Annotated in this window: 11 protein-coding genes and 1 pseudogene; 6 read left to right on the top strand and 6 right to left on the bottom strand. The window is 71.1% G+C overall.

Going from position 1 to position 11,982, the window contains the following annotated elements; translation table 11 throughout:
- Positions 1-273 precede the first annotated feature (273 nt).
- From LZ495_RS16000 to LZ495_RS15990, 3 genes are all read right to left on the bottom strand, one after another.
- Entirely contained in the window at positions 274-1,275 is a 1,002-nt protein-coding gene (locus LZ495_RS16000; protein ID WP_235052854.1) for an AraC family transcriptional regulator, read from the bottom strand.
- 106 nt (positions 1,276-1,381) lie between these two features.
- Positions 1,382-3,280 carry a vWA domain-containing protein gene (locus LZ495_RS15995; protein WP_235052853.1) on the bottom strand — a complete coding sequence of 633 codons (1,899 nt, stop codon included), beginning with the start codon at positions 3,278-3,280 and terminating at the stop codon, positions 1,382-1,384.
- Between the two features lie 201 nt (positions 3,281-3,481).
- Positions 3,482-3,997: a MerR family transcriptional regulator gene (locus tag LZ495_RS15990; RefSeq protein WP_308268183.1), complete on the bottom strand. Its 516-nt coding sequence runs from the start codon at positions 3,995-3,997 to the stop codon at positions 3,482-3,484.
- A 122-nt stretch (positions 3,998-4,119) separates the two neighbouring features.
- Between LZ495_RS15990 and LZ495_RS15985 the strand changes: the two genes are divergently transcribed.
- On the top strand, positions 4,120-4,947 hold the full coding sequence (locus LZ495_RS15985; protein ID WP_235052852.1) for an oxidoreductase: 828 nt from the start codon (positions 4,120-4,122) through the stop codon (positions 4,945-4,947).
- A 20-nt stretch (positions 4,948-4,967) separates the two neighbouring features.
- Here the strand turns inward: LZ495_RS15985 and LZ495_RS15980 are convergent, their stop codons facing one another.
- Positions 4,968-5,498 (bottom strand): MarR family winged helix-turn-helix transcriptional regulator, encoded by a 531-nt coding sequence (locus tag LZ495_RS15980; protein WP_235052851.1) that lies wholly within the window; start codon positions 5,496-5,498, stop codon positions 4,968-4,970.
- Between the two features lie 135 nt (positions 5,499-5,633).
- Here LZ495_RS15980 and LZ495_RS15975 point away from each other — a divergent pair, with 135 nt between their 5' ends.
- Positions 5,634-6,230 (top strand): MarR family winged helix-turn-helix transcriptional regulator, encoded by a 597-nt coding sequence (locus LZ495_RS15975; protein WP_235052850.1) that lies wholly within the window; start codon positions 5,634-5,636, stop codon positions 6,228-6,230.
- Between the two features lie 359 nt (positions 6,231-6,589).
- Here the strand turns inward: LZ495_RS15975 and LZ495_RS15965 are convergent.
- A pseudogene (locus LZ495_RS15965) lies at positions 6,590-7,453 on the bottom strand (transposase); the annotation flags it as partial.
- Between the two features lie 204 nt (positions 7,454-7,657).
- On the opposite strand from LZ495_RS15965, the gene LZ495_RS15960 reads away from it, so the two are divergent.
- Both LZ495_RS15960 and LZ495_RS15955 read left to right on the top strand, forming a co-directional pair.
- Complete coding sequence (locus LZ495_RS15960) at positions 7,658-7,993, top strand: DUF3817 domain-containing protein (RefSeq protein WP_235052849.1); 336 nt, start codon at positions 7,658-7,660, stop codon at positions 7,991-7,993.
- Between the two features lie 71 nt (positions 7,994-8,064).
- Positions 8,065-8,397, top strand: a complete 333-nt coding sequence (locus LZ495_RS15955) for a DUF3817 domain-containing protein (protein WP_235052848.1) — start codon at positions 8,065-8,067, stop codon at positions 8,395-8,397.
- A gap of 153 nt (positions 8,398-8,550) precedes the next feature.
- Here LZ495_RS15955 and LZ495_RS15950 read toward each other — a convergent pair whose 3' ends face one another.
- A complete protein-coding gene (locus LZ495_RS15950) occupies positions 8,551-9,174 on the bottom strand; it encodes a TetR/AcrR family transcriptional regulator (RefSeq protein ID WP_235052878.1) in 624 nt (207 codons plus the stop codon).
- 452 nt (positions 9,175-9,626) lie between these two features.
- Between LZ495_RS15950 and LZ495_RS15945 the strand changes: the two genes are divergently transcribed.
- Both LZ495_RS15945 and LZ495_RS15940 read left to right on the top strand, forming a co-directional pair.
- Positions 9,627-10,625, top strand: a complete 999-nt coding sequence (locus tag LZ495_RS15945) for a tetratricopeptide repeat protein (protein ID WP_235052847.1) — start codon at positions 9,627-9,629, stop codon at positions 10,623-10,625.
- Between the two features lie 620 nt (positions 10,626-11,245).
- A complete protein-coding gene (locus tag LZ495_RS15940) occupies positions 11,246-11,884 on the top strand; it encodes a DUF6230 family protein (RefSeq protein ID WP_235052846.1) in 639 nt (212 codons plus the stop codon).
- The last annotated feature ends 98 nt before the right edge of the window (positions 11,885-11,982 follow it).

Genomic DNA, 11,982 nt, shown 5'->3' with positions numbered 1-11,982 from the left:
GCCCGGGCGGGCCGGCCCCCCCGCCCCCCCGGCCCGCCGGCCCGCCCGGCCCCCCCCCCCCCCCCCCCCCCCCCCGGCGGCGGCTACCGCCACTGAGGTCGCGATCAAGGCAACTACCACTGTTCGCTTCGCTGTTGCACCCATCGGGCTTCCCCGTCCCCCATCGGATCCCTGGACTCGAACGTACGGCCGCCGGCATGTGCCCGCGATCCGCGTTGCGCGCAGCCTGGCCGCTTTGCGCAGGCAATTTTCTTGGGGCAGTGCCGCGTCGGATCAGGACCACAGGGTCTCGGACGGGGGCACGCCGTACTTCCGGCCGTACGCGGCGGCAAAGCGCCCGAGATGGGTGAAGCCCCAGCGGTGCGCCACCTCGGTGACGGTCGTGCGGGTGGGCGGCGACGCGGCCAGCTCCGCGTGCACACGCTCCAGGCGCACATTGCGGAGGTACGCCATTGGCGCCATGTTCACGTACGTCCGGAACGCGGCCTGGAGTGTGCGGATGCTGACGCCCGCAAGATCCGCGAGGGACGCCGCGGTGAATGGCGTCTCCGGTGCGGCATGCATGGCCTCGACGACGCGCTTCACGGCCGGTGGGCGGCATGGCCGCCCCGGGCCGAGGAGTTCGTCCCGGTAGTCGTGCTCGCCGGCCGCGAGCAGGTGGGAGAGCATGTTGTGCCACAGCGGCACGCCGATGATCTCCTGTCGGGCCAGCGGTGTTTCGGCCGCCACCTGCCTGGCGAGCAGACAGGCGAGGTCACGCAGGATCCGGCCGTAGCCGCCGGACAGGTCCAGCGCGGGCGCGAGGTTGATGGGCGTGCGGACCGGCCGCTGCAGGAGGCGCTCCAACTCGGCCTCGAGCGCGACCCGGCCGATCTTGACGCACAGGATGCGGCTTCCCGCATCCCAGTGGTTCAGCCGGACGCTCCCGGTCGGCCCGAAGACGACGGCGTGCTGCGGGGTCGCGATGACCTCGTTGCCGAGGTTCGTGGAGATCAGGTGGCCCGAGAGCGGGATGTTGACGTGATAGAAGTCGCGCAGTTCCTCGAAGTCCATGCTGATGTCCGCGTCGAAGCGGCAATCCCCCACGAGGACGGCCCCGAGCTGCATGGCGTCGATCGACATCATGAACCGCTGTGCACGCCCCAGCACCCCCATGCGCAGCGGGTAGTACGTCTCGGCGCCCTGGGCACTCGCCAGGTCGATATCGGTGGTCCGGGTGCTGAACCTCCAGGGGAGGGAGGGGACCACCAAGGGAGGCGAGGACGGATCTGCCATGGCTGCCACCGCGGGACTAGGTCCATCATGCCGCGCTCACAATAGGGCATGGCTATCGTGAACCGGCAGCCTTGTCAGGCGAGTTGAGTGGTCTGCCGATCCCTTGTCACGCGGCGGGACCTCGGAGCTTGCGGCGTACTGCCCAGACTCCTGCTGCGACGAGTACTGCCCCGGCGGTCGCCACGGTGATCCAGACGGCGGTGGATGTCGTGTTGTCGTCGTCGCGGATGACGTCTGTTCCGCCGGGCGGCAGCTCGACTCCGGGTGTCGGGCTCTTCGGCTTGGTGTCGCTTTCGGGCGAGGCGAGTTGCTTCTCCGGCGCGCCGAGGTTCGCCCAGTCGCGGTACTGCGGCGCGCCTTCGGGATCGCCGACCACGTCCACGGTCAACGTGAACGGCACGGCCAGGGCAGGGTCGGTCTTCTCGGGATCGATCTGCAGCCAGATGAAGTAGTCGCCGGGCAGCGACGCGGCGGCGATCGACGGCTGACCGCTCTCCAGATTGCGGTGCCGGACCGGGGCGGTGGCGCTGTCGAACGACAGCGGTGCGCCAGTGTATTCGCGCCAGTCGTCGCCGCCGCGGGGGAGCAGTGCCCAGTTGCGTACGGGGCTGAGCGGGCCGGTGTTGGCGAGCGTCTTCCCGCCGAGCCCGGCCTGCTCCGCGGCGGGCAGCCCGGCCAGGTCGAGGCGGTAGACGAGCCGCTGGCCCCAGTCCAGGCGGACGCGGTAGTAGATCTCCTCGCCCGGGCGGGCGGTGTCCGTGAACACGCCTTCGCCCAGCAGCGGGGCATCGCCGTACGAACCGCCGCCCGATACCGCCGTGGGGGCGGGGCTCTTGGCCTCGGCCTTGGGGGTGTCACCGGGGGTCCAGGCGGCGGGCAGCGCCTGGGAGTTGCGCACCTCGGGGGCGATCAGGACGGTGATCTCCATCGGGACGGCGGTCGATCGGCCCGCGGTGACCATGTTCTCCAGGTTGTCCACCTGGATCAGGAACCGTCCGCCGCCACCGCACGTGCCGCTCGGCGCCTGGGCGCCGGTCGGCATGGTGGCCGTCGCGTGGGCGGTCGCGTAGCCGCCGTTCGGGGCATCCCGCCGGTGCCGGCTGGACGCGCAGACCTCGCCGGAGACGGTGGTGATCCCGACCCGGATCGCGTTCGCCGCACCGATGCCGGGCGGGGCATTGAGCGGGACGGTCGCCGACGCGTACGCGGTGGCCCCCGCCGGGACGTCGATCGCGTAGTGGCGGAAGGGCTGTTCGCCGGCGGTGGTCGGCGGCATGACGTCCAGGTACTCGCCGGGCCGCAGCACGGGAGCCGTTTCACGCACCGGAGTCCCGGTCACCGGCGTGCCGGCGGGGCGGTACGGCCGCAGCGCCCGGTCGGCGGCGCGGCGCAGCCGGGAGGCCAGCTCGGCGCCGCTCTGCACGTCGTAGAACCGGCCGCCGCCGGCCTGCGCCACGTCGGTCAACTGGTCCTGGCCGGCCTTGTCGAGGCGGAAGCCGATGACGTCGATCGTGATGCCGATGTCCGCCGCGGCCAGCTTGCGGGCCTCGGCGACCGGGTCGCCGCCGCAGGTCTCCTTGCCGTCGGAGACCAGCAGGATCGTGCGGCGCCCGGGGCCGGGCAGATCGGCGGCGGCCTTCTGGAGGGCGAGCGCGATGGGGGTGTCGCCCGACGGGCGGACCGCGGCCACGGCACTGTCGAACGCGCTCTTGTCGACCGGGCCGACCGGCACGAGCAGGGACGTCGACGTGCAACTGCCGCCGTACGTACGCAGACCCAGCGGAGACGCGGCAGGCACGCCGCCGACGAGGCTGCCGATCGCGGACCGGGCCGCGGAGATCTTGGTGGCGCCCGGTGCTCCGGTGCCGTCGGGTTCGTTCATCGACCCCGAGACGTCGAGCGCGACGAGCAGCCGCCCGTCGCCCTCGGCCGCCGCGGCCGGCTGCGCCGGTATCCCGGTCAGCAGCGCGCCGGTCAGCGCGAAGAGTCCCCATATGCCTGTCAATCGCCGCAAAACGATCCCCCTGTCCGTGAAGCGAGATCCACAGGTACCACGGACTTCGGCGCTGGCTCTCGCGGGAACGGCGTCATCAGGGGAACGCGAGGGAGAGACGGGGGAGCGCGAGGGAGCGGCGCTTCGGGTGCTGTTTCGGGTGCCGCTTCGGGCATCGGCGGCTGCCCGGGCCGTGGGCGCGCGGGGCCAGTACTACGAGGTACGGCACTCCCGCTCGGTTTCGTCGGCCCCTGCCGCGCCCGCTTCCGCGGCGCGGGCTCCCGGGTCGGTTCCCGTTCCCGTTCCCGTCCCCGCCCTTGCGCCGGCGTCCGGGTGCGACGGGTTCCACAGCCGGTCGGCCTCGCCGCGGCCGAGGTGGTCCTCGTAGATCCGGACCTTCCGCCGCATCACCGCCAGCGTCTCCTGCAGTTCGCGGATCTGCGCCTCCACCTGCACCTCGTGCCGGCGCAGCAGTTCGAGCCGCTCGCGTTCGTTGCCCGGCCCCTGGCAGGCAAGTTCGATGTACTCCCGGATCGTCGCGAGCGACATGCCGGAGGCGCGCAGCTTCGTGCAGATCGCCAGCCACTCCAGGTCGGCTTCGTGGTAGATCCGGCGGCCGTTCGACAGCCTGCGCACCGGATTCGCGAACAGGCCTTCCCGCTCGTAGAACCGCAGCGTGTGGACGCTCAGCCCGCTGCGCTGCGCCACCTCGCCGATGCTCAGGTCCATGGGCGACTCCCGTCCGGCAGCTCTCGGCCGCGGCCTCTTGATCTAGAGCCGACTCTAGTTTCTAGCCTCGTCTCCCGGGCCGTCCGGCCCTTGGCATCCGCCGTGGCAGGGAGAGGGAATCCATGAACGTCTGGTTCGTCACCGGTGCATCGCGCGGGCTCGGCGCGGAGATCACGCGGGCGGCGCTCGCCCGCGGAAACCGGGTGATCGCGACCGCGCGCGATGCCGCCGCGGTGCTCGACGCGTACCCGGAAAAGCCGGACGGGCTGCTGGCCGTCACCGCGGACGTGACCGAGCCGAAGCGGCTGGAGGCCGCGGTGACCGAGGGGCTGGCCGCGTTCGGCCGGATCGACGTCGTGGTCTGCAACGCCGGGTACGGACTCGTCGGGGCCATCGAGGAGACGTCCGACGCGGCAGCCCGCGAACTGTTCGACGTCAACGTGTTCGGGGTGCTGCACACCCTGCGGGCCACGCTGCCGGTGCTGCGCGCCCGGCGATCCGGGCACGTCGTGAACATCGGCTCGGTCGGCGGCTTCGCCACCGCGCCGGCCGCGGGCCTGTACGGCGCGTCCAAGTTCGCACTCGAAGGCATCACCGAGGCGCTGCACGGCGAACTGGCGCCGCTGGGCGTACGCGTCACGGTCGTCGAGCCGGGCGGCTTCCGTACCGGCTTCCTCGGCGGCGCGAGCATCCGCGTCGAACCGGCCTCGATCCCGGACTACGCAGCGGGAGCGGGACCGGTACGCGAGGCGCTGGCCGGATTCGACGGCCGCCAGCCGGGCGACCCGGCGAAGGCGGCCGAGGCCATCGTCGACCTCACCGAGGCCGACGACCCGCCGCTGCGCCTCCAGCTCGGGGCGGACGCGGTCGAGCGCGTCGAGGCGAAGCTGGACCTGGTGCGGCGCGAACTCGACGCCTGGCGGCACGTCGCCCTGTCCACGGGCATCTGAGCCGCCGTCGGTCCAAGCGGTCAGACCGCCTGTCCGGCCGCCTTCGCGGTGGGCTTGCCGGCGACCGACGGGCAGGTCTGGCCGCCGTCCGCGTTGTGCAGGTGCTGCATCACCACGGTGAAGGCCTCCCGCAGCACGACCTTCTGCTCCTCGGTGAGCAGGTCCACGTAGTGCCGCCGCACGCCGTCCACATGGTCCGGGGCGGCCTTGACCAGGCGCTCCCAGCCGGCGTCGGTCAGCACGGCCCACTGGCCGCGCCGGTCCGCCGCGCAGCTCTCGCGCACCACGAGGCCCGCGTTCTCCATGCGGGTCATCTGGTGCGACAGGCGGCTCTTGGACTGGTTGCTCAGCCCGGCGAGCTCGGTCAGCCGCAGCCGGCGGTCGGGCGCCTCGGACAGGCGTACGAGAATCTCGTAGTCGTGCAGGGACAACCCGTGCAGCTGCTGGAGCTCGCGCTCCAGGAACAGCGGGAGCAGATTGAGCACGCCCAGGGACGCCCGCCACATCTGCTGTTCGTCTTCGCTCAGCCAGCGAGGTTCCTGTTCGGTCATGTGACCATGGTACCCGGTTCTGTTGAACATTCAATAAATATCGTCGGCATGTCATAGCAGCTATGCGCGCAGGCCCGGTGTTCAGCACGTGGTCGCACCGTACTTGCCGGTAGCCAAGGCGGCTACGCTGCCGCCGTGCCCAAGCCGCTGAACCTCCCCTTCGACCCCATCGCCCGCGCCGCCCAGTCGTGGGAGGAGCGCTGGGGCCCCTGCCCGCCGATGGCCGCGATCACCTCGATCATGCGCGCCCAGCAGATCCTGCTCGCCGAGGCCGACGCGGTGCTCAAGCCGTACGGGCTGACCTTCGCCCGCTACGAGGCCTTGGTCCTGCTGACCTTCAGCCGCACCGGAGCACTGCCGCTGTCCAAGATCGGCGAGCGGCTCATGGTGCACCCGACCAGCGTGACCAACACCATCGACCGCCTGGAGAAGGCCGAACTGGTGGCCCGCCGCCCGAACCCCCGCGACGGCCGCGGCACCCTGGCCACCATCACCGACAAGGGCCGCGACGTCGTCGAACGCGCCACCGCCGACCTCGTCGCCCGCGACTTCGGCCTCGGCGTCTACGACGCCGACCAGTGCGCCGACATCTTCCGCATCCTCCTCCCCCTCCGCACCGACGCCGGCGACTTCACCGAACCGGACCCGGAGCCGGAGCCGGAGCCGGGGCCGGGGCCGGAATCGGAGCAGGGGCAGGACACGGCACCGAGCCCCATCGCGCCGTCGGCATAGCGTGCTTGCGCGCTCGCCGGCTCCCCCGGCGCGCAGCGGGTCCGACCTGCTGCGCAGCCTGCGGGTCGCGCTCCCGGCTGCCCCGGACCAAGGGGCGGCGACGGGGCGCATCTAGCGGATCGGCAGCGGGTGCCGGTCCGGTACGGGCGCGTCGGCAAGCACCCACGCCGAGCGTGCGCGGTCGCGCACGTTGACCCCGGCGACGACGTCGGCAGGTCCAGCGAGACCGCACCGACGACAGAGGAATCGGTCCCGAGAGGGCCGGTTGTGCCGCGCGGTGTGACGGCATCGGGGACACCGCTGCGCGAGGTGTAGGCGGCATCGACTTCGAAGCAGGGCACGCCTGCCCGCTTCGCCTTGTAGGCGATGTATCCGGCCAATTGATGGAACGGCCAGGAGCCGATCATGGCGCGCTGGGGCGCTTGCAGCCGTCCCCGGTCGCGGATTCCGCCCAGAGCCTCCAGGGCGATTCCCCGACCGGTGCGTTGCGCCTCCGCCACGATGTCCTTGGCGATGCGGTGGTTCACGTGCTTGTTGTGCCGTTGCTCACGGCGTCCGCGCCGCGCCAGGCGCCGCTTCGCGGACCTGGACCTTTTGGCCTGGAGCTCGGCTCTCTTGCGCAACTGCCAGCGCCGATAACGGTCGAGACCACGCCCCGAATAGTTCGTCCCGTCGCTGGTGGTGGCCAGGTTGGCGATGCCCCGGTCGACGCCGATCCAGTCCGTCGGCGCGTCGTTCAGGGGCGCCTCGGCGACCTCGCACGTCGCGAGCAGAAACCAGGTGCCCTTGCGGACCACCAGGTCGGTCTCGCCTTTGCGGGTGGCGGCGAGCAAGGCCAGTTGACGATTTTCGCCGACGTACGGGATGCCGCGCAGGCGTCCGGCCGAGGTCCAGATCGACACTGTCTGCGCGTCGTACTGCCAGGACAGACAGCGGTCGTCGAAGGGCTGCGCGCCGTCCGGTCGAAAGCGGATTGGCGTGTCGGCCGCCTTGGAAGCTCCGCGCTGACGGGTGGAATACGCGTCGACCACCTTCTTGATCACGCGAACCGTCGGCTGTGCGGACAAGCCGAACGCGGCCTTGGTTTCCTCATAGACGAGCCGCTGGAGGTCGTTGCGCGTGAAGACTTGGCGCTGCGCGGCGACCGTCGAGACGTGCTGTGCTGCCGCGTTGCATGCGTGAAGGGTCGCCTGCAGTGCCAGGGCCTGGCTCGGCGTCGGCATGAGCTTCACCTGCACGGTGATCTTCACAAGGCGCCACTCTAGGTGTCGAAGCGTGTTCGCAGAGTGCCATTTCGACGATTCGGGTGGTAGGCAGGGGGCGATTCGGAAGTGCGGGTGGGCGGCGCGTAGTCTCATTGCGCGATCGTGAAAGCTGCGGACGCCGGCCTTGTGCGTGGCCGGCGAAGCGAATGAAGGTGTGTCGCCGTGAAGCCTGCTGTCCTGACCCGTTTCCGTGTGATGGCGTACATCACCGGTGTCTGGCTGCTCCTGCTGTGCCTGTGCATGGTGTTCAAGTACGGCTTCGACAAGGGTGCGGACGTCACGTTCTACGTAAGCCAGGTGCACGGCGTGCTGTACATGATCTACCTGGCCGTGTCGTTCGACCTGGCCTGGAAGATGAAGTGGCGGATCGAGCGCATCCTGCTGATCATGCTTGCCGGAACCATCCCGTTCGCATCGTTCGTTGCGGAGCGGAGGGTCGCGCAGGCCGTTCTGGAGAGCGGGCGTATCGCGGAGCCGGCGCAGACCGCCGGCGCCTGACCGCAGCCGCCGCCGCGCCCGCCGCGCGCCCCCAACCCGTCTGCTGCACCGATGTACCCGAAGGTGAACCGATGCTGTCCAACTCCGTGTCCCGATTCCGCCTGGTCGCGATCCTCGAGGGCCTGTCCTTCCCGGCGCTGCTGATCTTCGGGTCGCTGCTGAGCCGTATCTCCGACATCGACTTCCTGATGATGCCGCTGGGCATGATCCACGGTGTCCTGTTCGTCGCGTACATCCTGCTGGCGCTCGACATGCGCACGAAGCTGGGCTGGGACGGCAAGAAGACGGCGGTCGCGCTGCTGTGGGCGATCCCGCCGGCCGGCACCTTCTTCTTCAAGGCCAAGATCAAGGACGAGTTGGACGCGGCCGAGCAGGCCGAGACCGCGGCGGCGTCCGCGGCCTGACCTGCGCGTACGGGCATCGACGGGGGGGGGGGGGGGGGCGCCGCGGGGGGGGGGGGGGGCCCGGGGGGGGGCGTCCGGGCGCCGCACTGGGGGTTCGGGTATCCCCCGGGGGGGGGCCCCGCCCCCCCCCCCCGTCGCCGTTTCCGGGACTGCTCAGGCGATCTCTTCGCTGCCCAGGCCGATGAGGCCGGAGGCCACGAAGGCGACGAAGCGGCCCACCCATTCGTCCGCGGCGGGTTCCGCGCTGACCAGCATGTGGTGCACGACCGTTCCGGCGATCACGTCGAAGACGAGGTCGACGTCGATCGCGTCGGCGGCCGCCGTCTCGCCGCGTTCCCGGGCCCGGGCGCGGCCTTCGACGACCAGGCGCTTCTGCGGTTCGACGATCGCCTCGCGGACGCGGCGGCGCAGTTCCGGGTCCCGGGTCGAGTCGGCGATCAGGCCCATCAGTGCGCTGGACATCTCGGGGCGGGCCAGCAGGTCGGCGAACTGCCGGACCACCGAGTCGAGATCGGAGGCCAGGTCGCCGTCCTCGGGCAGTTCGAGGGTGCCCAGCATGTCGGCGACCGCGGCCATCACGAGTTCGTGCTTGGAGGCCCAGCGCCGGTAGAGGGTGGTCTTGGCGACGCCGGCGCGTACCGCGACGTCGCCGACGGTCAGGGTCGCCCAGCCGCGTTCCGCGAGCAGTGCGCGGGTGGCGGACAGGATCGCGTCGTCGGCCGTCGAGCTGCGGGGCCGGCCTTTGCGGGACGCCGCGGCGGTTCCGTTGTCGCTCAGCGGGACCTCGCCAGGGGTGCGGGAGCGGGTTCGCCCGGGGGGCGGGCGGCTCGGATCAGGTGGACGGGTGCGGGAGTTCCGCGTACGGCGGGTCAGGTTACTGGCTCGTAACGTCAGCGGCGGTGACCGTCATCACATCTTTTCGGACAGGATGCCCCGCGGCCTGATGAGACGCCGTGGTGAGTCAAGTCACAGGTGACTTCCCGGTGAATTCCGGGGCGCCCCTCTTGCGTGCGGAGCCCGTCGTCCCGTTACGCTACGAGGCGTAGCGAATCACGGTGCCTGGATGGGGATTCGAGCGCTGGACATTCGGTGCAACCTGGCCTGCGTGCGCCTGCCGCGGCCCCGCAATCCTGCGGGGCGGACGGTGCGGTCGCCCGGGCGGGCCCGCCTGCGGGGTGAACGGGACGACCCGTGCACCGCGCAGGCGCGCTACGGGGGAAGATAGGCGCATGCAGCCACGAAACATGTCGATGCGCGGGGTCGTCGACCTCGGCGCGGTCAAGGCGGCCTCGGAGGCCGCAGCGCAGCGTGCCGCCCGGGCGGCGAGCGCCCCGCAGGCCGGTCCGGACGGAACGCCCGGCGGTGGCGCGGGCGGCGGGTTCTTCGTCGAGCTGACCGAGGAGAACTTCGACTCGGTCCTCGCGCTCTCCCAGCAGGCTCCGGTGGTGCTGGAGTTCTCCTCGCAGCGCTCCGCGCACAGCATCGAGCTGGGTGCGGTGTTCGAGCGGCTGGCGGAGGAGTTCGCGGGCCGGTTCGTGCTCGCCCGCCTCGACATCGACGCCTCGCCCGGACTGGCCCAGGAGCTGGTCATGCAGGCGCAGATCCAGGGCCTGCCCGCGGCGGTCGCGGTCATCGCGGGGCAGCTGGCCCCGATGTTCGACCGGGCGGCGCCGCAGGAAGAGCAGCTGCGGCAGATCCTCGACCAGCTGGTGGCGGTCGGCGAGCAGCGGTTCGGGCTGACCGGCCTGGGCGCGGCGCCGGGGGCCGGCCGGCCGGCCGGGGCCGAGGGCGAGGACGACGAAGCGGAGGCGCCCGGCGACCCGCTGCTGGCGCCGGCCGAAGCGGCTCTGGACGCGGGCGACTTCGCGGGCGCGGCGCAGGCGTACCGCAACGTGCTGCTGGACCACCCGGGGCACACCGAGGCGAAGCTGGCGCTGGCGCAGGTCGAGCTGATCGTGCGCACCCAGGACGCGGACCCGGCCAAGGTGCGTTCCGATGCGGCCGAGCGGCCGACGGATGTCGACGCGCAGACGCTGGCCGCGGACCTCGATCTGGCCGGCGGGCATGTCGAGGACGCGTTCGGGCGGCTCGTCGAGACGGTGCGGCGTACCGCGGGCGACGACCGCAACAAGGCGCGGCTGCACCTGCTCGGTCTGTTCGAGGTCATCGGCCTGGACGACCCGCGCGTGGTGAAGGCCCGCGCGGCGCTGACCAGCGTGCTCTTCTAGATCGGACGCTTGGACCGGCGCCCGATCCGATATCGGGTCGGGCGCCGGCGCGGCGCTCGGGCGCCATCCGTTCGTTTTTGTCGGTATATGGGCATGCCGACGGTTCACGATCCCCGTCGCCCTCCGTGAGGATTTCCGGAGGGCGGCGGGGATCTTGTATGTGACCGATTGCGGCACGTGGCCACCTGGATACTTTGCAAATCTTTGACCGGCCGCGGATCCGGTCGCCGAGGGTGCCTCCGACTCCCCTCTTAATCGTCCGAAAACGGACGCAACGCCCCGGAGCGAGCTGCTTCGTATTACTCCTGGTAACACCTACCGGGCGATCGGGTGGCAGGAACGTGTTCTCGTCGGCTACTTGCCGGTAACAAGACTCTTGTGCCGCAGCGCACAAACGGCGACGATCAGCCCGCTCGGTCCATCCATGCACGCTCCGGCAGCCGGTCGGGGACGCGGAGGGCCTCATCCCCATCCAGGTCCGTGCCCGTCCTCCCGGACAGGTACGACCCCCGGCCCCTTCTGTGCACCATCCGCAGGGGCCTTCCTTTGTCGTCCTTGTGTCCACCGTGCGTTGCGCCGCCCCGGCCGCGTACGGACGGAACCTGTCCCTGAGGAGGACCATGGCCAAGTCCAAGGCCGCCACCGGTCGCACGCGCTGGAAGCGGTTCGGCGTCGCCCTGATCCCGGCCTTCGCCGTCATTTCGGGCATGGGGGTCGCCGCGGCCAGCGGCGCCATCCCGATGGGCTTCGCGATCTCCGGCACGACCTTCAAGGTCAGCGCCGACGAGATGCGGGCGTACGACGTCGTCCAGTACGGCTCGCTGACCAACCCGAAGGGCCCGAACTCGAAGCCGGTCATCCTGTCCGGGTTCTCGCGGGCCGAATTCGACAACCTGTGCCAGTCGGTCAAGGTTCCGCTGCCGTTCTCGATCGCCGGCAAGAACTCGGTCGTCATGGTCATCAAGTCGCCCGACGCCGAGGCCGTCAACATGGTCGCGGACCTGGCGCAGATGACCGGCAAGGCGTCGTTCGAGAACGTCGCGATCGGCATCGACGCCGCGGCGACGACCAAGGGCCCGATCGCCGGCGGCAACCTGCCGGCCTCGGAGCGCCAGAAGATCGCCGGCGCCTTCGCCCAGCAGGTCGACAAGGTCACGGTGCAGAACGCGCGCCAGACGGTGTACTCCGTCTCGGCCGGCCAGTTCAACCTGTCGCACCTCGACATCTCGGTGAACTTCGACAACACCGAGTGCTTCTGACACCGGCTCGTCAGGGGTGGGGCCGCCGCGCGGCGGCCCCCCCCCCCGCAGCCGCCCGGTGCCGCCGGACGCCCCGCCCCTTAAGAAGTTACCACGGG

Origin of the sequence: Yinghuangia soli (assembly GCF_021502675.1) — a bacterium.
Lineage (GTDB): Bacteria > Actinomycetota > Actinomycetes > Streptomycetales > Streptomycetaceae > Yinghuangia > Yinghuangia soli.
The sequence above is the reverse complement of the archived record's forward strand: the minus strand, read 5'-3'. Positions and strand labels throughout refer to the sequence as shown.

What these genes read in the sequence shown, in the direction of transcription:
- LZ495_RS16000 (WP_235052854.1), bottom strand. Translation starts at nt 1,275, where the DNA reads ATGGCAGATCCGTCCTCGCCTCCCTTGGTGGTCCCCTCCCTCCCCTGG.
- LZ495_RS15990 (WP_308268183.1), bottom strand. Translation starts at nt 3,997, where the DNA reads ATGGACCTGAGCATCGGCGAGGTGGCGCAGCGCAGCGGGCTGAGCGTC.
- LZ495_RS15985 (WP_235052852.1), top strand. Translation starts at nt 4,120, where the DNA reads ATGAACGTCTGGTTCGTCACCGGTGCATCGCGCGGGCTCGGCGCGGAG.
- LZ495_RS15980 (WP_235052851.1), bottom strand. Translation starts at nt 5,498, where the DNA reads ATGACCGAACAGGAACCTCGCTGGCTGAGCGAAGACGAACAGCAGATG.
- LZ495_RS15955 (WP_235052848.1), top strand. Translation starts at nt 8,065, where the DNA reads ATGCTGTCCAACTCCGTGTCCCGATTCCGCCTGGTCGCGATCCTCGAG.
- LZ495_RS15945 (WP_235052847.1), top strand. Translation starts at nt 9,627, where the DNA reads ATGCAGCCACGAAACATGTCGATGCGCGGGGTCGTCGACCTCGGCGCG.
- LZ495_RS15940 (WP_235052846.1), top strand. Translation starts at nt 11,246, where the DNA reads ATGGCCAAGTCCAAGGCCGCCACCGGTCGCACGCGCTGGAAGCGGTTC.